General features: G+C 64.6%; 12 protein-coding genes. 10 read left to right on the forward strand and 2 right to left on the reverse strand.

The window, feature by feature from the left end:
- Positions 1 to 16: 16 nt before the first annotated feature.
- Positions 17 to 967 (reverse strand): glucokinase, encoded by a 951-nt coding sequence (locus tag VWY60_RS12575; protein ID WP_416537291.1) that lies wholly within the window; start codon positions 965 to 967, stop codon positions 17 to 19.
- 161 nt (positions 968 to 1,128) lie between these two features.
- Here VWY60_RS12575 and VWY60_RS12580 point away from each other — a divergent pair, with 161 nt between their 5' ends.
- Positions 1,129 to 2,244: a glycosyltransferase family 2 protein gene (locus VWY60_RS12580; RefSeq protein ID WP_416540628.1), complete on the forward strand. Its 1,116-nt coding sequence runs from the start codon at positions 1,129 to 1,131 to the stop codon at positions 2,242 to 2,244.
- The gene (locus VWY60_RS12585) at positions 2,241 to 3,227 is read left to right on the forward strand and encodes a glycosyltransferase (protein ID WP_416540629.1); all 987 of its coding nucleotides are present in this window, start codon (positions 2,241 to 2,243) and stop codon (positions 3,225 to 3,227) included. The genes VWY60_RS12580 and VWY60_RS12585 overlap by 4 nt, the downstream gene beginning before the upstream one ends.
- Positions 3,228 to 3,317: 90 nt before the next feature.
- On the opposite strand, the gene VWY60_RS12590 is transcribed toward VWY60_RS12585, so the two are convergent.
- A complete protein-coding gene (locus tag VWY60_RS12590) occupies positions 3,318 to 4,070 on the reverse strand; it encodes a WecB/TagA/CpsF family glycosyltransferase (protein ID WP_416540630.1) in 753 nt (250 codons plus the stop codon).
- Between the two features lie 164 nt (positions 4,071 to 4,234).
- Here VWY60_RS12590 and VWY60_RS12595 point away from each other — a divergent pair, with 164 nt between their 5' ends.
- The 8 genes from VWY60_RS12595 to VWY60_RS12630 all read left to right on the forward strand — a co-directional run bounded on the left by VWY60_RS12595 (position 4,235) and on the right by VWY60_RS12630 (position 23,184).
- Positions 4,235 to 5,698 (forward strand): hypothetical protein, encoded by a 1,464-nt coding sequence (locus tag VWY60_RS12595; RefSeq protein WP_416540631.1) that lies wholly within the window; start codon positions 4,235 to 4,237, stop codon positions 5,696 to 5,698.
- A gap of 266 nt (positions 5,699 to 5,964) precedes the next feature.
- A complete protein-coding gene (locus VWY60_RS12600; RefSeq protein WP_416540632.1) occupies positions 5,965 to 12,456 on the forward strand; it encodes a type I polyketide synthase in 6,492 nt (2,163 codons plus the stop codon).
- Between the two features lie 2 nt (positions 12,457 to 12,458).
- Complete coding sequence (locus tag VWY60_RS12605; RefSeq protein WP_416540805.1) at positions 12,459 to 13,532, forward strand: glycosyltransferase family 2 protein; 1,074 nt, start codon at positions 12,459 to 12,461, stop codon at positions 13,530 to 13,532.
- Positions 13,529 to 18,166, forward strand: a complete 4,638-nt coding sequence (locus VWY60_RS12610; protein ID WP_416540633.1) for a MupA/Atu3671 family FMN-dependent luciferase-like monooxygenase — start codon at positions 13,529 to 13,531, stop codon at positions 18,164 to 18,166. Before VWY60_RS12605 ends, VWY60_RS12610 begins: the two co-directional genes overlap by 4 nt.
- Complete coding sequence (locus VWY60_RS12615; protein ID WP_416540634.1) at positions 18,163 to 18,876, forward strand: 4'-phosphopantetheinyl transferase family protein; 714 nt, start codon at positions 18,163 to 18,165, stop codon at positions 18,874 to 18,876. Before VWY60_RS12610 ends, VWY60_RS12615 begins: the two co-directional genes overlap by 4 nt.
- Complete coding sequence (locus VWY60_RS12620) at positions 18,873 to 19,775, forward strand: hypothetical protein (protein ID WP_416540635.1); 903 nt, start codon at positions 18,873 to 18,875, stop codon at positions 19,773 to 19,775. The genes VWY60_RS12615 and VWY60_RS12620 overlap by 4 nt, the downstream gene beginning before the upstream one ends.
- Positions 19,772 to 22,345 (forward strand): hypothetical protein, encoded by a 2,574-nt coding sequence (locus VWY60_RS12625; RefSeq protein ID WP_416540636.1) that lies wholly within the window; start codon positions 19,772 to 19,774, stop codon positions 22,343 to 22,345. Before VWY60_RS12620 ends, VWY60_RS12625 begins: the two co-directional genes overlap by 4 nt.
- Positions 22,342 to 23,184 carry a glycosyltransferase gene (locus tag VWY60_RS12630; RefSeq protein ID WP_416540637.1) on the forward strand — a complete coding sequence of 281 codons (843 nt, stop codon included), beginning with the start codon at positions 22,342 to 22,344 and terminating at the stop codon, positions 23,182 to 23,184. Before VWY60_RS12625 ends, VWY60_RS12630 begins: the two co-directional genes overlap by 4 nt.
- Positions 23,185 to 23,191 lie beyond the last annotated feature (7 nt).

Below are 23,191 nucleotides of genomic sequence, written 5' to 3' on the forward strand. Positions count from 1 at the left end.
CAGCCATGGGCGCGGTTCAGCGGCTGCGGCCGGCCATTTCGATTGCAAAACGCGCCGCCCCGCTGACGCCTGCGGCATCGTCGGTGATCAACCACAGCGGCGTGGTTTCACACCGGCTCTGCACGCCGGTCGCAGGTTGCAGGAAGCTTTTGAGGAATATCTCGCAGGCCGGGGTGCCGAGCACGCCCCGTGCCACGCTGCCGGCAAAGAAGATCCCCTGTCCCGGCATATAGGTCGGCACCAATTCGCGGGCAAAATCCCCCAGCAGCCGCGCCCAGCTGGTCACCGTCTCGGCGGCAGGGCTGTCGGCATCGGCAAGATAATCCGCGACGATCTGCGCGCCGCCCTCTGCCGCGACGCCATGCAGCGCCTGATGATAGCGCACCAGCCCGCGCCCGGAGAACAGATCCTCATTGGTTGCAAAACCGGCAGCTCGCTCTCCAAGCCGTTCGGCCAGACCACGCGCGACAGGCGCCGACAGGCTGGTATGGCCCATCTCGGCCTCGGCAGTGTGGCCATCCACCGACAAGGACACGTTGAAGCCGGTGCCGATGCCCGCCACCAGCGCCTGCTGTCCGCGCTGGTGTCCCGCCCGCAGCGACGACAGCTGGCCGGGGATCAGTGCGGGCAGCGAATGCCCGAGCGCGGCCAAATCGTTGATCACGTCAACCCGCGCGCCCTCGCCTAGCTGCAACTGTCGGCCCAGGTCCGCTGCCGTCCCCTGCCAGTTGCGGTTGGTCAGCTGATATTCGTTGCCATAGACAGGCCCCGCCACCGCGATGCAGGCACCGGCCAAAGGCGGCAGATCGGGCTGCGAGCAATAGGCCGCAAGCACGTCATCGAGACTGGAAAAGCTATCATTAGCAAAGCTTTGCAGCGCCGTGACGCCGATTTCAGGACCGGCAAGGGCCAGCCGCGTATTGCTGCCGCCCACGTCGCCAACCAGCACTGTCATGTCCGAGCCCATGTGCTCTGTCCCTCTGCATGTCCGATTTTTGCGAGACACTGCCGTATTCAGCGTCGAAATGCAATTCTGCGACGGTCATAGTTTTAGCGCTAACATAATGCAATATACTTGCCACGGATCGATGTTTTTGCACAGTTGGAACTGTCCGACCAGGAGCCACGATGACCGGCACAGATGATCCTCCCAGCCCCGCCGCGCCGAAAGCGCCCGATGGGTTGACCCGCCGGTTTCGTGCCCGTCTTGCGGATCGGTTCGACAGCAGGATCGTCATGCCATTTGATCGCCTGCGGTTTCGTGCAACGCTCCGGCACCTGTCGGGGCCGCGCCAAATTCATCAACCGCGCGAAGCAGTTACCGTGGTCGCGCTGGTGCGGGACGGAGCCTATTACCTTGATGTTTTTCTCGCCCATTACCGCGCGCTTGGGGCGGCGCATTTCGTCTTCTGCGACACCGGCTCCAGCGACGACACGCTGGCCCGGCTGGCGGCAGAACCGGATGTCACGGTGCTGCAATCCCGCCTGCCCTGGGGCCGCTTTGAAAATATCTTTCGCGGTTATGCGGCGCGGAAGTTTTGCGCCGGTCGCTGGTGTCTTTTCGCCGATATGGACGAAATCCTTGAATTCGAGGGGCAGGTGCCGCTCGGCCTGACCGGGCTGGTGCGCTATCTGGATCGGCATGGGTATAGCGCGATGATGGCGCAGATGCTGGAAATGTTTCCCAAGGCGCCGCTGCAATCGGTCGCGCAGCACGCCTACCCGGAGGTGCAGCAGAGCTTCTGCCACTACGACATCAGCGCGGTGCGCGCGCTACCCTATCATGATCCGGCTACCGGGCTGGGGTTCTTCCTGTCCCAGAACCAGCTGCCAGATGCGCCCGCGCCTGCACCCAGAATGCAGTTCGGTGGCATTCGCGGCGCCGTCTTCGGAGAGAACTGTTGCCTCAGCAAACACCCGTTGGTTTTTGTCGGTGCAGACGTCGGCCCGGCGGTGCATCCGCATCTGTCGACCGGTGTGCAGGTCGCCGACACGATGGCAGTTCTGAAGCACTATAAATTTGCCAATGATCCGATGGCGCGGGATCAGGCCTCCCTGTCCCGCGCGGCCATCTCCCATGGCGAGGATGCGCTGCGTGTTGCGGGCTTTGCCACGACGCCGGATCTCAGGCTATGGTCCGAAAAGGCTCAGCGCTATGACGGGCCGGAAACCGGGCCGCAACAGCTGCGCGAGGCTGGTTTCCTGCAGGTTTCCCCGCGTTATCTGGCCCAGAGCGCAGCATGACCCGAGATGTGCAGGATTCGCCGGTCGCCGCCCAGACGCCGCCGATTGTCGATGCTGTCGTCATCGGCCGCAATGAAGGGGCGCGGCTGCTGGCCTGCCTGCGCAGCCTGCAAGGTCAGCTGCGTCGGGTGATCTATGTCGACAGCGGGTCGACGGATGGGTCGGTCGCCGCGGCCGAGGCGCTGGGGGTAAAGGTTGTCAGCCTCGATATGAGCGAGCGGTTCACCGCTGCCCGCGCCCGCAATGCAGGTCTGGCCCATCTCGACGGCGACTGTACCTATGTGCAGCTGGTGGATGGCGATTGCGAGGTGGTGCCGGGCTGGATCGCCAGCGCAACCGCGCGGCTGGAGGCTGATCCCCGGCTGGCGGTGGTCTGTGGGCGGCGGCGCGAACGTCACCCCGACAGCTCGATCTACAACCAGCTCTGCGATCACGAATGGGACACTCCGGTCGGCCCGGCGAAGGCCTGTGGCGGCGACGCCCTGATGCGGCTTCGCGCACTGCAGGAGGTTGGCGGCTATCGCAACGACCTGATCGCGGGAGAAGAGCCTGAGCTGTGCCTGCGTCTGGCACGCGCGGGGTGGTCAATCTGGCGGCTGGATGCCGAGATGACATTGCACGATGCCCAGATGCTCCGGTTTTCGCAGTGGTGGCAGCGCAGCCGCCGTGCGGGTTTCGCCTTTGCCGAGGGGGCGGCGCTGCATGGCGCCGGTCCCGAACGCCATTGGGTTGCGGAAACCCGGCGGGCGCTGATCTGGGGCGCCGGGATCCCGGCCCTCATCCTGATGCTGCTGCCGTTTTCCGGTTGGGCGCTGCTATTGTTGCTGGTCTACCCGGTGCAGTTCCTGCGGCTGGCTACCCGGATGGGCCGTCGTCGCGCATTCTATTCCATTCTCGGCAAATTTGCCGAGGCACAGGGCGCGATGGAATATCACTGGCTGCGACTGCGGGGGCGCAAACGCGGATTGATGGAATACAAATAACTGCCGCCACCCCGGTCAGGTCAGATCCGGTCGGGCCAAATCCGGTCAGGCCAGATCCGGTCAGGCCAGATCCGGTCAGGCCAGTTTCCGTCAGGGGTGGCGTAACCTGAGCGCGTGAAGCAGCTGACCCGGCAGGATTGCCAGACAGCGCAGATAGCGCGGACCCAGGCGGCGCGGGCTGCTCAGCGCCCGCCACAGCCATTCCAGGGCCAATCGGCGCACCCAGGCGGGCGCTCTTTTCTGATGGCCGCCCAGAAAATCAAGCCCCGCGCCAACTGAGGCAAAGCCGACCTCGGGCGCAAGAGCGCGACCACGGGCGGCCATGATCTCCTGTTTGGGGGCGCCAAGCGCCAGAAAACACAGGCCAATCTGCTTGCGCGCAAGCTCGCGCAGGATCTGCTCCGCAGCCTCGCTGCCGGGGTCAAAGCCCGTCGGCGGCGCGTGGCACCAGGCGACTTCAAGCCCCGGCACCTCAGCTTTCAATGCCGCGGAGGCATCCTGAAGCGCGGCTTCGGTGCTGCCCACAAGGGCAACAGGCACCCCGGCGCGCGCGGCCCAACGACAAAGCGGCAGCACCATGTCAGAGCCCGGCATCAGCGCCACCGGTCGTTGTGCCAGCCGTGACAGCCAGACAATGGGCCGCCCATCAGCCACCACGAAATCCTGTGCGGCATAGGCTTTCAGAAAGGCAGGCGAGCTGTGCATTTTCACCAGGTGATCCAAATTCACCGTCGCCAGCGCAAAGCCACGACGGGTCTGGAAATGCCCCATCACCGCCTGTTCCAGCCGCGCCGGATCGGCAATATTCACATCAATCCGTGTGTCCCGAATATCAAAATACACCCGCATCCCCCCTCATGCGCCAAAAACGACGCCCCTCTTCGATCACATGGCCTTGCATCTGTTTCAAGAGTTTACCTCAGAATACGAATGCGGGCGACAGCGCAGACATCTGGGGCTAAACTTATGGTCACGGGGGCAAATACAGGAGCGCAGGGCCGCACGCGATGCCAAATGCTTTGGCCTATCTTATGCTGATCGCCTGGCCGGTGATCGCATACAAACTGTTTCGGCGTCTGCCGTTGCAGCAGGCTATTCTTTGGTGCGTCATCGGCGGCTATCTGTTCCTGCCACCGCTTGCGGTGTTCGACCTGCCATTGGTCCCGGATATGGACAAGGATTCCATTCCGGCCGTCGTCGCTTTTGTGATCTGTGTCTATATCCTGCGTAAGCGGGTGGAGATCTGGCCCCGCCATCCGCTGATGCGGGCGCTTGTGGCTCTCTTCCTCGGTTCGGTCATTGCAACCGTCCTGACCAATGGTGACCCGATCGTGTTCCGCGTTCTTGAAAACGCCGAACCCATCGTCTTTCCGACCTATGCCCTGCCGGGGCTGCGCTGGCGCGACCTCGGATCGGTGATGATCAACCAGTTGATCGTCTTGCTGCCATTCTTTCTGGCGCGCCGCTACCTCTCACATCCCGACCAGCAGCGGCAGCTGGTGATGGTGCTGATGGTGGCCGGGCTGATCTATTCGATACCCTCGCTGTTCGAAGTCCGGTTCAGCCCGCAGATCAACACCTGGGTTTATGGATTCTTTCAGCATGATTTCAGCCAGACCATGCGTCAGGGCGGGTTCCGACCGATTGTATTCCTGCCCCATAGTCTGTGGCTGGCGCTGTTCGTGCTGATGTCAGTGCTGGCCGCAACATCGCTGGCCCGCAGTGCCGAAGGCCCGGACAAGCGACGCTACACCATGGCGGCGATTTACCTTTTTGCGGTGCTGATCCTGTGCAAGAGCATCGCCTCGCTGGTCTATGGCCTGATCTTCACACCCTTTGTGGCGATGGCTTCCTACCGGATGCAGATGCGGCTGGCGCTGGCATTGGGGGTGGTGGCGATTGTCTATCCGATGCTGCGCAACCTCGGGCTGGTGCCCGTGGATGCCATCCTTGCGCAGGCCCAGGCCTTCAGTCCCGAACGGGCGCAATCGCTGGGCTTTCGGTTCACCAATGAGGCGCTGATGCTGGATCGCGCCGCCGACAAACCCTGGTTCGGCTGGGGCGGCTGGGGGCGTAATCTGGTACGCAACCTCGAAAGCGGAGAGATCGAATCGATCCCGGACGGTCGCTGGATCCTTGTCTTTGGCACCTTTGGCTGGGTTGGCTATATCGCCGAGATGGGCCTTCTGGCCGGGCCCTTGGTGCTGCTGTGGCAACAGATGCGCCGCCATGCGGCTGCAACGCTGTCGCCCTTTGCCGCGCCTCTGGCGCTGATGCTGGCGGCGACGCTGGTCGATATGCTGCTGAACGCGACGCTGACCCCGGTGACATGGCTCTGTGCCGGGTCGGTGCTTGGCTATGCTGAGCGCCTGCTATACCCCGGCCTGTTCACGCCAAAGCGGCAGCTGTTCGACGGCCATCAGGCACTCGCCACCGCGCCGCTGGCCAAGGCACGGCGCAGTGTGCTGTGATGCCGCATTCTCTTCGCAATTCAGGCCGAATTGGACACAATCTGTCCCTATCGATACCGTATATCTTTTGCAGGGTTCACACTGCGCACAGGGTAATCCGTCGGCTTGGGGGCCAGCGGGCGCACGCCCTGTTCACAGATTGGGGACCAATTCGTGCCACTGTTGCAAGACCTTTGCGCTCGCAGGGTCAGTGTTGTTGATTGGTTAGGGTTACGTCCGGGCAAGGCTCTTGTTTCGGACACATGGGTTGAGGACGATTGGGGCAATTGAAAACATCCGCGAAAACCACAGATCGCACTCCGTTTGACGCGTCACGCTACAGTGGCGATATCGCCATTGTCGGCATGTCACTCCGCGTGCCGGGAGCGCAGTCGCCGCAAGCGTTCTGGCAAAACCTGCGTGACGGTGTGGAATCGATCAAACCCGTCAGCGAACAGGATCTGCTGGCCGCAGGCGAAGACCCCGAGACGCTGTCCGACCCCAATTACGTCGCCGCTACCGCTGCGCTGGACGGCTACGCCGAATTTGACGCCGAGTTCTTTGGCTTCAGCCCAAAAGAGGCGGCCATTCTCGACCCTCAGCACCGCAAATTCCTCGAAGTCGCCTGGGGCGCGATGGAGGATGCAGGTCACCCGCCCGAAAGCCTGAACGGCCCCATCGGGGTTTATGCGGGCTGCGGCATGGGCAGCTATTTCTACTTCAACATCTGCTCCAATAAACCGCTGGTGGATGACGTGGGCATGTTCCTGCTGCGCCATACCGGCAACGACAAGGATTTCCTGTCGACCCGCGTCAGCCATGTCTTTGATCTGAAGGGACCATCGGTCAACATTCAGACGGCCTGCTCCACCTCGCTGGTGGCGGTGCATTATGCCAGCAAGGCCCTGCGCGAGGGCGACTGCGACATGGCTCTTGCCGGCGGCGTCACCATCGAACTGCCACAGGGCCGCGGCTACCTGTTCAAGGAAAACGAGATCCTGTCACCCGACGGCCACTGCCACGCCTTTGACCACCGCGCACAGGGCACGGTCTTTGGCTCCGGTGCCGGGGCGGTTGCCCTGCGCAGGCTGGAAGATGCGCTGGCGGATGGCGATCATATCTGGGCGGTGATCAAAGGCTCTGCGATCAACAATGATGGCGCCGACAAGGCCGGCTATCTGGCCCCCTCGGTCGAGGGGCAAGCCAGCGCCGTACGACAAGCGCTGCGCGCCGCCAAGACCCCGCCGGACACCATCGACTATGTCGAATGCCACGGCACTGGCACCTATCTTGGTGACCCGATCGAGGTCACCGCGCTGACCGAAGCCTACCGCGAAACCACCGCCGCCGTGGGTTACTGCCGTATCGGATCGGTCAAGACCAATATCGGCCATCTGGATACCGCCGCCGGCGTCGCCGGGCTGATCAAGACCGCCTTGTCGCTGCATCATGGTCAGATCCCGCCCAGCCTCGGCTATGAGGCACCCAATCCGGCGATTGATTTTGAAACCGCGCCTTTTGTGGTCAATGACCGGTTGCGAGACTGGACCTCGGCCAAGGGACCGCGCCGCGCTGCGGTCAACGCCCTCGGGGTGGGCGGCACCAATGCCCATGTCGTGCTGGAACAGGCCGCACCCCGCCCCGCACCGCAGGACAGCGATTTTCCGTTTCAGGTGCTCTGCCTCTCGGGCCATTCGAAGGCCGCGCTGAATGCCAATGCCAGTGCCCTGGCCGCGCATCTGCGCGCCAACCCGGATCTGCCTCTGGCCGATGTGGCCTATACGCTGAAGGAGGGCCGCCGCAGCTTTGCCAAGCGTCGCACCCTGGTGGCCGAAACCGCCGAGGAGGCCGCCGCGCTGCTTGAGGCGGGCGACCCCAGACGCGTGTTTGACCACGACAGCGCCGACCGTCCGCCGGAGGTGGTTTTCATGTTCCCTGGCGGCGGCGCGCAATATGCCGGTATGGCGCGGGATCTCTACGAAACCGAGCCTGTCTTTGCCGATTGGATGGACCGGGGCCTCGACCACCTTCAGGCGCAGCTGGACTATGACATCCGCGCGCTGTGGCTGCCGGAACCGGGGGAAGAAGACGCCGCCAATGCCCGGCTGCAACAGCCGTCGGTGCAATTGCCGCTGATCATGATCGTGGAATTTGCGCTGGCGCAGCTCTGGATCAGCTGGGGCATCCGCCCTGCCGCGCTGGTGGGACATTCGATGGGTGAAAACACCGCCGCCTGTCTGGCCGGTGTGCTGTCGTTTGAGGATTGCATCGATCTGGTGCTGCTGCGCGGACGGCTGTTCGACAAGGTGCCTGCCGGCGGGATGCTGTCGATTTCCCTTCCACTGGATGAGGTTGAGGCCCGGCTTTCGCCGGATCTGGACATCGCCAGCGTCAATGCCCCACGCCTCACTGCCGTGTCCGGCCCGCAGGAGGCGCTGGATGCGCTTGCGGCTCAGCTCACCGCCGATGAGGTGGATCACCAGCGGATCCAGATTGATATTGCTGCCCATAGCCGAATACTGGAGGGCATTCTGGATGAATACCGCCAGTTCCTGCGCGGGTTGACCCTGACAGCACCAGGACGCCCGATCCTGTCGAACCGCAGCGGCCAGATCCTGACCGACGCCGAGGCCACCGATCCCGAATACTGGGTTGCCCAGCTGCGCAATACGGTCATGTTCGCCGCCTGTCTTGATACGCTGGCTGACGTGCCGAACCGCATCTATCTGGAGGTCGGCCCCGGTAAGGCACTGTCCTCGCTGGCGCAGATGGCGCCGAAGATCAAACCCGGTCAGGTGCTCAGCTCATTGCGCCATCCCGAGCAGATGATGGCGGATGATGCCTATTTCTTTGGGGTGATCGGACGGCTCTGGGCCTGCGGGCTGGACGCCGATTGGGATCAGATCTGGGGCGATGCACGGCGTCAGCGCCTGCCGCTGCCAACCTATGCGTTTCAGCGCAGCCGCTATTTCATCGAGCCCGCGGCCCCGGCCCGCGCCGAGGCTGCCATCATCACCCCGGCCCGCCACGACCAGCTGTCGCACTGGGGATCGCGCCCCAGCTGGCGGCCCGCATTGGCAAGCTGCGATCTGGACGTCACCGGCGAGCTGGATCAGCAGCCCGAAACCTGGCTGCTGTTTGAAGACGACGCCGGGCTCTGCTCCGAACTGGCCGCAAGGCTGGATCAGGCAGGCCACCGGGTGGTGCGGGTGCGCCCCGGCGACACCTATGCGCAACTGAGCGAGACCCGCTATATGCTGGCGCCCGAACAGGGGCGCGCGGGCTACGATGCGCTGCTTGCCGATCTGGCGCTGGCCGATCTTCTGCCCAGCCGTATCGGTCATTTCTGGCTGGTAACCGAGGGCGAGACCTTCCGGCCCGGCGCCTCCTTCTTTGATCGCAATCTGGAGATGGGATTTTATGCGCTGACCGCGCTGGGGCAGGCTCTGGCCCAGATCGACCTACCGCAGCCACTGCATATGACAGTGTTCACAACTGGCGCGGCCCAGCTGCGCGACGAGCCGCTGCCCTACCCCGAAAAGGCGATGATCGCCGGCCCTGCCGGTGTGCTGCCGCGCGAAATTCCCGGCCTCACCTGCGCCACGGTCGATATCGAACTGCCGCGCCGCCCCGGTGGGCTGCGGCGCTGGCTGGCGGAGGACCAGCCCGCGTCGATTGCGGATCGCCTGCTGGAGGAGTTGCTGGCGGAGCCTGCAAATGACACCGCACTCTGGCGTGGTGACAAGCGCTACACCCTTCGGTGGCGCCCTGTGGAGCTGTCGGAAGAGGAGCAGATCACATCGTCACTCCCCGGCTTCCGCGAGGGTGGCACCTATCTGATCACCGGCGGCTACGGCGGCATCGGACGCACCATCGCCGCGGATCTGATGCAGAGCTATGGCGCCAATGTGGTGCTGATCTCGCGCGGTGGCCTGCCCCCGCGTGACCAGTGGGACAGCTATCTGAACCGCCACAGCCCGGCCAATACAACCGCCCAGCGCATCCGCGCCGTGATGGCATTGGACGCCATTGGCAGGGGCCGGGTCTTGCCGCTGGCAGCCGATGTCTGCAACAGCGAACAGATGCGCGCAGCCGTCGCCAAGGCCGAGACCGCCTTTGGCCCCATCACCGGTGTCATCCATGGCGCAGGCCAGATAAATGACGCGCCGGTTCTGGCCAAGACCGAGGACGACATTTCCCAGGTGCTCGCCCCGAAAGTCAGCGGGTTGCGGGTACTGGACGCCATTTTCGGCACCGACACGCTGGAGCTGATGGTACTGTTCTCCTCCTCCTCGACGGTGACGCGCCCGATCGGCCAGGTCGATTACGTCGCCGCGAATGAATATCTCAACGCCTTTGCCAAGCACCGCAGCGCTGCCGGGGCTGCGGGCAACACAACCCGCGTCGTTGCCGTCGATTGGGGGGTCTGGGCAGATGTCGGCATGGCGGCAGATGCCATTGGCGCCCGCCAGCAGGAGGCCGGTGATGATCCGATCCCCTGTGATCAGCCGTTGTTTGACAGCCGCCAGTTTGCCCCGGATGGCGGGGTGCTGTTTCATCGTCGGCTGAGCAGCGACCAGTGGATCCTTGATGAACACCGCACCAAGTATGGCACTGCATTGATCCCCGGCACCGGCTATATCGAATATGCCGCCGAGGCACTTGCCGAACTGGGGCATGAGGCGCCTTTTGCCCTGCGTGATCTCTATTTCCTGCGCCCGCTCGTGGTCTCGGAGACAGCCGCCTGCGATATGGTCGTGCGGCTGCTGCCGGTCGAGCGCGGTTATGAGTTTGCCGTCTACAGCCGCACGGCGGAGGGCTATGCCCTGCATGTTCAGGCGCTGCTGGAGACGGATATCGCGGCGCGGCAGCCCGGTCGGCACCCCCTGCCCGATCTGCTACCGGTGGCCATCGAAACGTCACCCTGTACCAAGCGCGAACGGCTACGGACACCACAGGAGGCGCATCTGAAGTTCGGCCCGCGCTGGCATGTCCTGCAACAGATGCGACAGGCGACGGGCGAAGGCATTGCCCGGCTGCAACTGCCGGCCATCGCCGCCAAGGACGGCACGCTGCTGCCACCCGGCCTGATGGATCTTGCCACCGGATGGGCGATTGACCTGATTCCCGCCTATCGCGGTGCCGCGCTCTGGGTGCCGGTGTCCTATGACGGTATCGAGGTCTTTGCTCCGCTGCCCTGCGACGTGCTCAGCCATATGCGGCTGATGGACAGCGATGCGACCAGTGCCCGGTTCGACATCACCCTGACCACCGAAGATGGCACCGTGCTGGTTGAGGTCCGGGGCTTTCAGATGCAGCAGCTGCCCGGTGCAACCAAACTGGCCCCGGCAGAGGGAGCAGACGCCAGCGGCGCGGATCTGGGGCTGGCCGCATCGCCGGGCGCACAGCCGCTGTCGCCCGAGGAACGCCGACTGCATCGCAATATCAGCCAGGGCATCCGCGCCGAAGAAGGCCCGGACGCGCTGCGCCGGGCGCTGGCGACTGGCCTGTCGCAGGTGGTGGTATCCTCCCTCGCGCTGCCGGATCTGATGGCACAGGCCGATCAGCCTCCGCAGCAGGCGCGCGAGGACAGCCAGAGCTTCGAACGGCCACAGCTCGACACCGACTACCTCGCCCCGCGCAACGCGGTTGAGGAGGAGATCGCGGCGCAGTTTGCCCGGCTGCTTGGGGTGGCGAAGGTTGGGGTCGACGACAGCTTCTTCGACCTTGGCGGCCATTCCCTTGTCGCGGTCCGGCTCTTTGCACAGATCAAGCGCAGCTTTGGAGTCGATCTGGCGATTTCCACCCTGTTTGAGGCCCCCTCCGTCGCGAGGCTCTCCGAACTGGTGATCGCCCGCACCGGCGGCGGCCTCACCACCGAAACCTCTGCCGACCACACAGGAACGCCCCAGGCCGAGACGCCGACATATACCCATCTGGTGCAGCTCCACCCCGGCGATGGCACCGGGCGACGGCCTTTCTTTCTGGTGGCCGGCATGTTCGGCAACGTTCTGAACCTGCGCCATCTGGCGCTGATGGTTGGCAAGGACCGCCCGGTCTACGGGCTGCAGGCCCGTGGCCTGATCGGCGACGACGCCCCGCATGACCGGCTTGATGCGGCAGCCCGCGACTATCTCGCCGAAATCCGCAGCATCCAGCCGGAGGGGCCTTATCTATTGGGCGGGTTTTCCGGCGGCGGGCTGACCGCCTATGAAATGGCCCAGCAATTGCGCGCCAGCGGCGAAGACACCGCCGCGCTGATCCTGCTGGACACACCGTTGCCGATGCGACCTGAGTTGAACCGCCGCGACAAGGCGCTGATCAAATGGGCCGAGCTGCGCCGCAAGGGCATCGGGTATCTGGGCGAATGGATCGGCAATCGCATCGCCTGGGAGATCGAAAAACGCCGGTATGCCGCCAGCGAAGACAGCAGCGCACCCGTGTTCAACAACCGCAAGGTCGAACTGGCCTTCCGCGCCGCCTTGCCCGCCTATGAGCTGCGCCCGTGGAGCGGACCTCTCACATTGTTCCGCCCGCCGCTTGATCGCCATTGGCAGGTCTCGGCAGGGAACTGGGTCAGCCGGGAGCGCGAATATGTCTACGACGACAACGACTGGACCCGCTGGGCGCCAGCGATCGAGGTCGTCGAGGTGCCGGGTGATCACGACAGCATGGTGCTGGTGCCCAACGTCAGCGTGCTGGCAGGCGAGGTCAAGGCGCGGCTTGATGCAGCCGACGCCGCCGCGCTGCGCCAAAGCGCGCCAAAGGCGGCAGAATGACCATGACCGACAGCCCCGCCCCACAGCAGACGGAGACCTGCGCGCGCCCGGCAGCCGGGGCCGAACAGGCGCGTATTCTGACCATCATCCTGAACTACAAGACGCCCGAAATGACGCTGGACTGTGCCGCCGCCGCGCTGGAGCAGATGAACGCGCTGCAAGGTGAGGTGGTGATCATAGACAACGGCTCTGGCGATGGGTCCTATGACAAATTGCTGACGGCGGTGCAGGAGCGTGGCTGGCTGGACAGCGGCCGCCTGCGCCTGATCGCCAGCGACCGCAACGGCGGGTTTGGGGCGGGCATGAACATCGGCTTTCGCCTCGGCCTCGCCGATGGCAGCGCGCCTGAGTTTTATTATCTGCTGAACTCGGATGCCTTTGTGCAGCCGGGAGCGATCCGCGCATTGCGGGATTTCTTGCAGGCCACACCAACCGCCGGGCTGGTCGGCTCTTATGTGCGGGGCACCGATGGGGCGCCCCATTGCACCGCCTTCCGGTTCCCGACCATTGCGGGGGAATTCGAATCCTCGGTGCGGACTGGCATCGTGACCCGCCTGCTGAAAGATGCCGTGGTGCCCATGGAGATCCCGACCGAGCCAACTCAGCTGGATTGGACCGCTGGTGCCAGCCTGATGATCCGACGCGAGGTGATCGAGGCGGTTGGAGGTTTTGACGAGACCTTCTTTCTCTATTTCGAGGAAACCGAATTGTGCCACCGTGCCGCCCGCGCCGGATGGAGCACGCATTATCTGCCGGAAAGCGAGGTGGCCCATGTGGGATCCGCCTCAACCGGGATGAAGGATTGGCAGCGCACACCGCAATACTGGTTCGACAGCAGGCTGCACTACTTTCTCAGCACCCATGGGCGCGCCTATACGGTCGGAGCCACATTGGCGCTGATCACGGGCAGCCTGCTCTATGGGCTGCGGCGGCTGGTGTCGGACAAACCCGCCTCGGATCCGCCCTATTTTCTGCGGGACCTGATTGTGCATCACATCCGCGCGATCTTTCGCCGCCGCCAAACCCAGCCTATGGAAACGCGCCAGACCCCGTCTCAACCGGAGGAGCAGAAATGACCCCATTCTCCTGTATCGTGCTTGGCAATGAATCGCTGCTTGTCGCCTGTGCCGACACCCTGATGGCCCGTGGCCACAGCATCGCCGCCGTGGTGACCAAAGACGCCGAAATCCGCCAGTGGGCCGCTGACAAGGGGCTGAGCGTGCTGGAGGATGCGCGCGACTTTGGCGGATCGGTGGACTGGCTGCTGTCGATTGCCAATCTCGAAATCATCCCCGACAGCGTGCTGACCCGCGCGACCAAGGGCGGCGTCAATTTCCATGATGGACCGTTGCCGCGCTATGCCGGTCTCAATACGCCGAACTGGGCCTTGATCGAAGGGGCGACGGAATACGGTATCACCTGGCATATGATCGAGGGCGGTGTGGATGAGGGCGACATCCTCGCCCAGCGCCTGTTTGAGATTGCCGGGGATGAGACGGCCTATAGTCTCAACGCCAAATGCTACGCCGCGGCGATGGACAGCTTCGGCGATGCGCTGAGCCAGCTGGAAACCGACACGCTGGCGCGGCAGGCGCAGGATTTCAGCACCCGCAAGCTCTATACCCGCGCTGATCGGCCCGAAGCCGGCGCCCTGCTGGACCTGTCGCAGCCCGCGGCTGATGTGCACCGGCTGATCCGCGCGCTTGATTTCAACGGCTATTGGAACCCGCTCTGCGCGGCCAAGCTACATCTGGGCACGGAGGACAGCGCGCCGGTGGTGCTGATCGGCTCTGCCGAGGTGGTGCCGGGATCGGCGGCACCGGGCACCGTGTTAGCCGTCGACGACACCAGCGTCACGCTGGCCTGCGGCGACGGCGCGCTGCGGCTGCTGGGGTTGCACCATAGCGATGGTCGCCTGATCCGCGCCGGCACCAATGTCAAAACCGGGGATGTGCTGCGGCAGCTGGATGCGGAGACGCGCCGCGATCTGACAGGGCGGCTGGCCGCAACACAGGCAAGCGAAGCCAGATGGCGCGCGGCCCTCGCCGCACTGCCTGCCACGGATCTGCCGCTTGCCAGACCCGCGGGCGATGCCGGTGCCGATATCACCAGCCACGCGCTGAACCTGCCCGACGGCCATGCCATGACGGAGGCCGATGCGGTGACCACGGCGCTTGCCCTGGCGCTGTGCAGTTCAGGGTCCGAGGCTGCGGGGATCGCGCTTAGCAATGATGCGCTGCAACAGGCGGCGGTCACAGGGATGATCTGTGACTGGGTGCCGGTGCAATCCAGCCGCGACAGCCACCTGGCAGACCTGCAAACCCGCCTACGCGAGGATCTCGGCAGCATCCGCAACAGCGGCGGATTCGCATCCGATCTGATCGCCCGCGCGCCAGAGCTGCGGCAGACCGCAGGCAGCGGCCTTTGCCCCGACATCGGCTGCAATCTGGGGAGCGACCGGCCCATTGCGGGATGTGCGGCGACGCTTTGCCTGACGGATGGCAGGCTGACTCTGGAGGTCGATAGCACACGCCTTGATGCGCAGGCCGTCGACCTGCTGATCGCTCGGATCAACATGCTGGTCGCAGCGCGCGACGCAGCGGCCGAGGGGACTTTTGCCGATCTGCCCGTGCTGCCAGAGACCGAACGGCAACAGATGCTGGTGGCCTGGAATGAAACCGCTCTGACCGGGACGCAGAACACCACCATCCCGGCAGAATTTGCAGCCCAGGTGGCGCGGACCCCGGAGGCCACAGCGCTGGTCTACGAAAATCAAAGCCTGACCTACGCGGAGCTATCTGAGGAGGTCGAACAACTGGCGGCGCTGCTGCGCCACCGGGGTGTTGCGCCGGGCAGCCATGTCGGCATCTATCTGGGGCGGAGCCCTGCGCTGGTCATCGCGGCGCTGGCGACCATGGCCGCGGGCGGGGCCTATGTGCCGCTTGATCCGGCCTATCCGGCGGATCGGATCGCGCATTTCATCACCGACAGCGCGGCCAGTGTGATCCTGACCGACAGCCGTCTGCGCGACCAGCTGCCCGGCACCGCATCTGCCGATGTTCTCTGTCTGGATGATCTGCCGGAGACACCCGCAGGCAGCGGTGGGCCGACCACCCAGCCGGGACCGCAGGATCTGGCTTATCTGATCTATACCTCCGGCTCTACCGGCACCCCAAAGGGGGTGATGGTGCGCCATGGCAATGTGGCAAATTTCTTTGCCGCGATGGACCAGCGGGTTCCGCATCAGCCGGGCGATTGCTGGCTGGCAGTGACCAGCCTGTCGTTTGATATCTCCGTGCTTGAGCTGTTCTGGACCCTGTCGCGCGGCTTCAAGCTGGTGCTGTCCAGTGATGAGGCACGGTTGCAGCTGTCCAATGGCCCCATCGCAACCAGCGACCGGGGCATGGACTTCAACCTGTTCTACTGGGGCAATGACGACGGCCCCGGTCCGCGCAAATATGAATTGCTGCTGGAGGGCGCGAAATTCGCCGATCAGCACGGGTTCAACGCGGTCTGGACACCGGAGCGGCATTTCCACGCCTTTGGCGGCCCCTATCCGAACCCGGCGGTAACCGGCGCGGCGGTGGCGGCGGTGACGAAGAATATCGGGGTGCGCGCGGGCTCCTGCGTGGCGCCGCTGCACCACCCGGCCCGGATTGCCGAGGAATGGTCGGTGATCGACAATCTGACCGGCGGCCGCGCCGGTATTGGCTTTGCCTCGGGCTGGCAGCCGGATGATTTCATCCTGCGCCCCGAAAACACCCCCCCCGCCAACAAACCTGCGCTGTTTGAGGCGATCGAGACCGTGCGCAAGCTCTGGCGCGGCGAGGAGGTTGCCTTCCCGCGCAAGGATGGCGGCGACCACGCGGTGCTGACCCAGCCGCGCCCGGTGTCAAAGGAACTGCCGGTCTGGGTGACAACGGCCGGCAACCCCGAGACCTGGCGCGAAGCTGGCAGCATCGGGGCCAATGTGCTGACCCATCTGCTGGGCCAGAGCATCGGCGAAGTCGCGGGCAAGATCGCCATATACCACGACGCCCTGCGCGCGGCTGGTCACGATCCGCGCGATCACAAGGTCACGTTGATGCTACACAGCTATCTTGCCGATACCCGCGAGGAAGCCCGCGCCACGGCCCGTGAACCGATGAAGGATTATCTGCGCGCAGCAGCCGGTCTGATCAAGCAATACGCCTGGGCCTTCCCCGCGTTCAAGAAACCCGAGGGGGTGAAAAACCCGTTTGAAATGGATCTCGGGATGCTCTCGACAGAGGAGCTGGAGGCCATTCTGGACTTCGCCTTTGAACGGTATTTCGAAGACTCCGGCCTGTTTGGAACCATTGCCGATGCCATGCAGCGGGTCGAACAGCTGAAGCGGATTGGCGTTGATGAAATCGCCTGTCTGATCGACTACGGCATCGCGCCCGAGGTGGTGCTGGAGGGGCTGAAACCCCTTGCGGAGGTGCTGCGTCTTGCCAATGCCCCGCAGGAACTGGCGGCGGAGGATGTCTCGCTGGCGGCACAGATCCTGCGCCATGGCGTCACCCATATGCAATGCACCCCGTCGATGGCGCGGATGATCACCGCGGATGCCGATGCGCGCCCGGTGCTGGGGCGGCTGTCGCACCTGCTGATCGGCGGGGAGGCGCTGCCGGGAGATCTTGTCGCGGATCTGCGCGGGACGACCAGCGCAGAGATCCACAATATGTACGGACCGACGGAGACGACGATCTGGTCAACCATGCAGACCCTATCCGGCGTACCCGCCGGGACCGCCCAAATCGGGGCGCCGATTGCCAATACCACTGTTTATGTCGTCAAGGAGGATCTGTCCCCGCAGCCGGTCGGAGTGCCGGGGGAGCTGCTGATCGGCGGCGCAGGCGTCACCGCCGGGTATTGGCAGCGCCCCGAGCTGACTGTGGAACGGTTTATTCCCGATCCCTTTGGTGATGCGGGCGCCGGGGTGACCTCGACCCATCTTTATCGCACCGGCGATCTGGTCCGCTGGCGCGGCGATGGCCAGCTGGAATTCCTCGGCCGTAGTGACCATCAGGTCAAGATCCGGGGCCAGCGGATCGAGCTGGGCGAGATCGAGGCCGCGCTTGCAGCCATGGACGGGATAACCGGCGCGGTTGTGGTGGCGCGCGACAGCGGGGCAGACACCCGGCTGGTTGCCTATGTCACCGGCGCGCTGCCGCCGGATCAGGCAGCGCTCAAGGCCGCGCTGGCGCAGCAGCTCGCTGCCGTCATGGTGCCAAGCCATATCGAACATCTCGCCGCCTTCCCGCTGACGCCGAACAAGAAGATCGACCGCAAGGCCCTGCCAGACCCGAAACCGGTGCGGATCACTGCTTCCACCTCGGACACCCCGCTCAGCGCCGGAGCACAGAGCAAGATTGCCGATATCTGGGCCGGGATCCTTGGGGTCAGCGGTATCGGGGCGGAGGACAATTTCTTCACCCTCGGCGGTCATTCCTTGCTGGCCGTGCAGGCCCACCGCGACATTCGCGGCGCTCTGGATGTGCCGAAGCTCTCGATCACGGATATCTTCCGGTTTCCGACGCTGTCGGGGCTGGCCAGCCATATCGACACGCTGACCGGAGCGGCCGCGGCAGAGGACACCGCCGCCCCCGCCGTCGATGCGGCGGCAAAATCCGATATGATGTCGAAACGCCGCGCGATGCGGGCCAACCGCAAGGCCCGCAGCGGATGAGCCTTGCCGATCCGCTCTCACGCAGCGCCCGGCACAAGGCGCTGATCCGCCGGTTGTTTGACGCCTGTGTCGTGGTGGAAACCTGCGATCCGCAGGACGATCCGCCTCCGCCCTTCCCTGAGGAGGCCGCCTGCCTGTCGCCAAATGCCGTCGAGAAGCGGCGGCGCGAATTTGCGGCGGGCCGCGCTGCCGCGCATCGCGCGATGGCAACGCTGGGCCTGACACCAAGCGCGATTCCCGTCGGCCCCAAACGCGCGCCGGTCTGGCCGCCTGAGGTTGTCGGCTCGATCAGCCATTGTCACAGCGCCGCCGTCGCCGTTATGGCCCTGCCCCAACAGATGCGCGGGATCGGGGTCGACGTGGAGGAGGACACGCCGCTGGCGGATGACCTGATCCCGCAGATCTGCCGCCCCGCCGAGCGTGACTGGCTCGCACAACAAAACAGCTCCGGCCAGCTCGCCAAAGTGATATTCTCGGCCAAGGAAGCGGCTTATAAATGTCAGTACCGCCTGAGCGAGCGGTTCTTTGGCTTTGATGGGATGGAACTTGAGATGGATTTGGCGCAGGGCACCGATCAGATCAGCGGGACGTTTTGCGCGCGGTTCACGGCGGATCAGCTGCCGTTTCGAAAAGGCGACGCCATTGACGGGCGTTTTGTTATCGGGGAGGGGCTGATCGCAACCGCCGCGCAGCTGCCAGAGGTGCAATGATCGGCCGTCGCGGATTTCTCGCCCTCTTGTCGCTGCTGCCACTGCGCGCGCAGGCCAGCCCCTTTGCCCTGCCCTTGTTGAAGGCCCCAACAGGCCCAATGCGGGTGTTCCACATTGGCCATTCGCTGGTTGGTCGCGATATGCCGCATATGGTGCGGCAGCTGGCACCGGAAGGGCACAGCTACAACAGCCAGCTGGGGTCGGGCACCCCGTTGCAGGATCACTGGGAGCCGGATCTGGATATCCTGCATTTCGATCAGGTCAATCACCCTCCGGTCTGGCGGGATGCACGCGAGGCGGTTGGCTCCGGTGAGTATGACGCCGTGATCCTGACGGAGATGGTCGAACTGCGCGACGCGCTGCGCTATTTCAAAGGCGCGCGATACTTTCGCCGCTGGGCTGATCTGGCCCGGGCGGGGTCGGATCGGACGCGGATATACCTCTATGAGACCTGGCACCCGCTGGATACGCCGGACGGCTGGCTGAAGCGGGTCGACGGTGATCTGGAACAGCTCTGGCTGGGAGGGCTGGCCGGATCTGACAGCCGCCGCAATCCGAGACGTCCCGCCTATCTGATCCCCGCAGGACAGGTGATGGCCGCCGTCGTGCGCGCCGCCGAGGACGGCCAGATCGACAGAATGACTCATCGCGAGGCGCTTTTTGCCCGCACATCCGAGGGGGCGCTCGACCCGATCCACATCAACGATCTGGGCGCCTATGTCGTGGCGCTGACCCATGTCAGCGTGCTTTATCACAAAAGCCCGGTTGGCCTGCCGCATCAGCTGCAACGCGCCGATGGCTCGCCTGCGGATGCTTTCAGCGCCAAAGCCGCGCGGCAGGTGCAGGAGATCGTCTGGCAGGTGGTCACGCGCCACCCCCGCACCGGTGTTTCCCCATGACGCTGGCAGATCTGGTGGCCAGTGTCGTCATGGTCGGGCATTCCCTGTTCGGACCCGACAATCCGGTGATGCTGGACCAGCTCCTGGCCCGGCAACCGGCCGCGACTGCCGGACAGATCGCCGAAGAGGTCAGGGTCGAGGCGCAGATCATCAACGGCGCGCCGCTCAGCTACAATTGGACACATGCCGATCAGGCCGAGGGGATCAATGCCCGCACCCGTCTGGCCGAAGGCGTGGATGCGCTGATCGTGACCGAGGCGATCCCCCTCGCCAACCACCTGAAGTGGAGCGATACCGAGGGTGCGCTGACGCAGTTCTACAACCTTGCCCACACCGCCAACCCTGAGGTTGAGGTCTATCTGCAGGAAACTTGGCACAGCCTGAACAGCGGAACCGGGGTTGAGGTGCCTTTTGATCCGGGGGCGACAATGCAATGGCGCGACCGGCTGGCGGCGGATCTGCCGCGCTGGCAAAAGGTCGTCGACACGGTCAACAAAAAGACCGGCGGAGAGATCAGGCTGCTCAAGGCCGGTCAGGCGATGGCGCGACTGGATGACGCCATACAGGCAGGCACGGTGCCGGGCCTTGTGCGGATCGAAGATGTCTTTGCCGATGATATCCACCCCAATGATCTTGGGCTTTATTTTCTGTCGGCGCTGCAATACGCGGTGCTGACCGGTCAGTCTCCGGTGGGGCTGCCGCACCAGCTGCGCTCCAAATGGGGCGGTCGCTATGAGGCGCCCGCGCCGGACCTGGCGCGACGACTGCAGGAGATTGCCTGGGATGCCGCTCAGGACCGAACACAGCGGGCAGCCCTGCCTGCCGATCCGCCGCCGCTGCCCGACGACCCGATGCTGCCTGCGCTGAACCGAGTGGTTCCGGCCAGCCAGACCAGCGCGCCGCGCGACATCGCCGCAGCGCAGGGGCTGCCCCAGGGCGCCGAGGTGCCGCCTCAGCCGATTGCGATGAACCTGGCCTCGATTGCCGATTGGAGCCCGCAGGCTCCGTTTCTCGACCATTTCAAAACTGCCCGTCCGTGGATTGGTCATCTGGCCGGGCAATGGGGGGGCGCGGATTATGCCGATCTTGCAGCAGCGGGATATCTGGACCCTGATGGCTGGCCGACCGCAATTCCACCGAAGCTTGGCTCGGTCGGGACGCTGATCCTCACCGATTTGCCTGCGGAGGCCGCCAGCCTCTCTGGGCGCTATGTCCTGCTGTTTGACGGCGACGGGATTGTCGAGGTGACGGGGCGGGCCAAGAACATCCGCTACGGCAAGACCGAAATCCGCTTTGACTATACGCCCGGTCCCGGCGCGGTCGAAATCCGCATTCAGCGCAGCGACCGGCAGGGAACCGGTGACTACATCCGCAACATCGCGGTGGTGATGGAAAAACACCTGCCGGACTGGCAGGCCGGCGCCATCTTCAATCCGGATTTCATGGCGCGGATGCGTGGGTTTGCAGCGCTGCGATTCATGGACTGGATGGCCACCAACGACAGCACGCAGGTTGGCTGGGAGGATCGCCCAAGGGTGCAGGACTACAGCTGGGCGGCCAAAGGTGCGCCAGCGGAGGTGCTGGTGGCGCTGGCCAATCAGCTTGGCACCGCGCCCTGGTTCACCCTGCCCCATATGGCCGACGACAGCTATGTCCGTAACTACGCGCGGCTGGTGCGGGAACAGCTGGACCCCGCGCTGACCGCCTATGTGGAATATTCCAACGAGGTCTGGAACTGGCAATTCGAACAGGCGGTCTGGGCTGATGATCAGGCCCGCGCCCGCTGGGGTGGCCAGGATCTGTGGATGCAATTCTACGGTGGCCGCGCAGCCGAGGTTGCCGCGATCTGGACGGAGGTTTTTGGCGCGGCGGCCGATGACCGGCTGGTGCGCGTTATCTCTACCCAGACCGGGTGGCTGGGGCTGGAGGAACAGGTGCTGACCGCGCCGCTCTGGGTTGCCGAAGATGCCACGCGCCGACCGCCGGCCCGCGCTTTTGACGCCTATGCGGTGACCGGCTATTTCGGCGGCGTTCTCGGCCTGCCGGAACGCGCGCCAATTCTGCGCGCCTGGATTGCCCAGAGCCGCGAGCAGGCTGAGGCCGCCGCCAGGGCCAAGGGTCTCAGCGGAACCGCCGCAGCCGATTTTGTCGAGGCGCATCAATATGATGCCGCGAGCGCATTGGCAGCGGCAGAATTGCAGGACGGGCTGGTTTCCGGCAGTTCAGACGACACGATCAGCGATCTTCTGGGCCGGGTTCTGCCCTATCATGCCAAAGTTGCAGAGGCCCACGGACTCGACCTGATCATGTATGAGGGCGGCAGCCATGTGGTTGGCTTGGGTCCGATGGTCGACGACGACATGCTGACCGGTTTTTTCAGCCATTTCAATTACACCGAGGAGATGGGCGGCCTGTATCGCAGCCTGTTGCAGGGCTGGCCCGCCTTGGGCGGAAGTCTGTTCACCGCCTATTCGGATGTTTCGACACCCGGAAAATGGGGCAGCTGGGGCAGCCTGCGCTATCTGACCGACGACAACCCGCGCTGGCGCGCTGTGGAGGCGGCGAAATGAAACCGCTGTTGAGCGTGCTGATCCCCGCACATAATGAGGCGGGCTATATCGGGTCGTGTCTGTCGGCGCTGTTTGCCAGTGATCCGCTGCCGGATGGTGCCACCGCCGAGGTCTTGGTGATCGCCAACGGTTGCACTGACACCACGGTCGCGGCGGCGCAGGCGGTGACGGTGCCGCCCGGGTGGGATTGCAGGGTGATTGATCGGCGCGAGGGCGGCAAGATCGGGGCTCTTCAACAGGGAGAAGCGCAGGCCACCGGTGGCATCTTGGTGTATCTTGACGCCGATGTGTGTGTCGCCCCACCGCTGATGGCGCAGATATGCCACGCGCTGGATTGCACCGCGCCGCGCTATGCCAGCGGGTCGCCCCGGCTGGCTCCGGCCAAGAGCCTGATCAGCCGCCTTTACGGGCGGTTCTGGGAAACACTGCCCTTTGTCCAGCAGGGGGTGCCGGGGTTTGGCCTCTTTGCGATGAACCGGGCCGGGCGCGGGCGCTGGGAAGACTGGCCGGACATAATCGCCGACGACATCTACGCGCGCCTCAGCTTTGCGCCGCACGAGCGTCTCCGGCTGGAGGCAAGCTACCAATGGCCGCTGATCGAGGGGTTTCGCAATCTGGTGCGCGTGCGCAGACGCCAGAATGCCGGGGTTGCAGAGATTGCCGCGCGGTTCCCCGCACTGCTGGCCAATGAGGACGTCACCCGCCCTGGCCCCGCAGCAGTTGTCGCGCGGGCGCTGCGCGACCCGGCGGGATTTATGTCCTATGCGGCTGTTGCCATCGCGGTGAAGTCGCCGCTGTTTCGCGGCCGACAGGAAACCCGCTGGACGCGGGGCCGCTAGGCGGGCC

The sequence above is a fragment of the Phaeobacter sp. JH20_26 genome (assembly GCF_048056275.1).
Classification (GTDB): Bacteria; Pseudomonadota; Alphaproteobacteria; order Rhodobacterales; family Rhodobacteraceae; genus Phaeobacter; species Phaeobacter bryozoorum.

Excerpts from the sequence above, each read along its gene's own strand:
- VWY60_RS12620 (WP_416540635.1), top strand. The coding sequence starts at position 18,873 with ATGATCGGCCGTCGCGGATTTCTCGCCCTCTTGTCGCTGCTGCCACTG.
- VWY60_RS12580 (WP_416540628.1), top strand. The coding sequence starts at position 1,129 with ATGACCGGCACAGATGATCCTCCCAGCCCCGCCGCGCCGAAAGCGCCC.
- VWY60_RS12585 (WP_416540629.1), top strand. The coding sequence starts at position 2,241 with ATGACCCGAGATGTGCAGGATTCGCCGGTCGCCGCCCAGACGCCGCCG.
- VWY60_RS12595 (WP_416540631.1), top strand. The coding sequence starts at position 4,235 with ATGCCAAATGCTTTGGCCTATCTTATGCTGATCGCCTGGCCGGTGATC.
- VWY60_RS12605 (WP_416540805.1), top strand. The coding sequence starts at position 12,459 with ATGACCGACAGCCCCGCCCCACAGCAGACGGAGACCTGCGCGCGCCCG.
- VWY60_RS12630 (WP_416540637.1), top strand. The coding sequence starts at position 22,342 with ATGAAACCGCTGTTGAGCGTGCTGATCCCCGCACATAATGAGGCGGGC.
- VWY60_RS12615 (WP_416540634.1), top strand. The coding sequence starts at position 18,163 with ATGAGCCTTGCCGATCCGCTCTCACGCAGCGCCCGGCACAAGGCGCTG.
- VWY60_RS12625 (WP_416540636.1), top strand. The coding sequence starts at position 19,772 with ATGACGCTGGCAGATCTGGTGGCCAGTGTCGTCATGGTCGGGCATTCC.
- VWY60_RS12575 (WP_416537291.1), bottom strand. The coding sequence starts at position 967 with ATGGGCTCGGACATGACAGTGCTGGTTGGCGACGTGGGCGGCAGCAAT.
- VWY60_RS12610 (WP_416540633.1), top strand. The coding sequence starts at position 13,529 with ATGACCCCATTCTCCTGTATCGTGCTTGGCAATGAATCGCTGCTTGTC.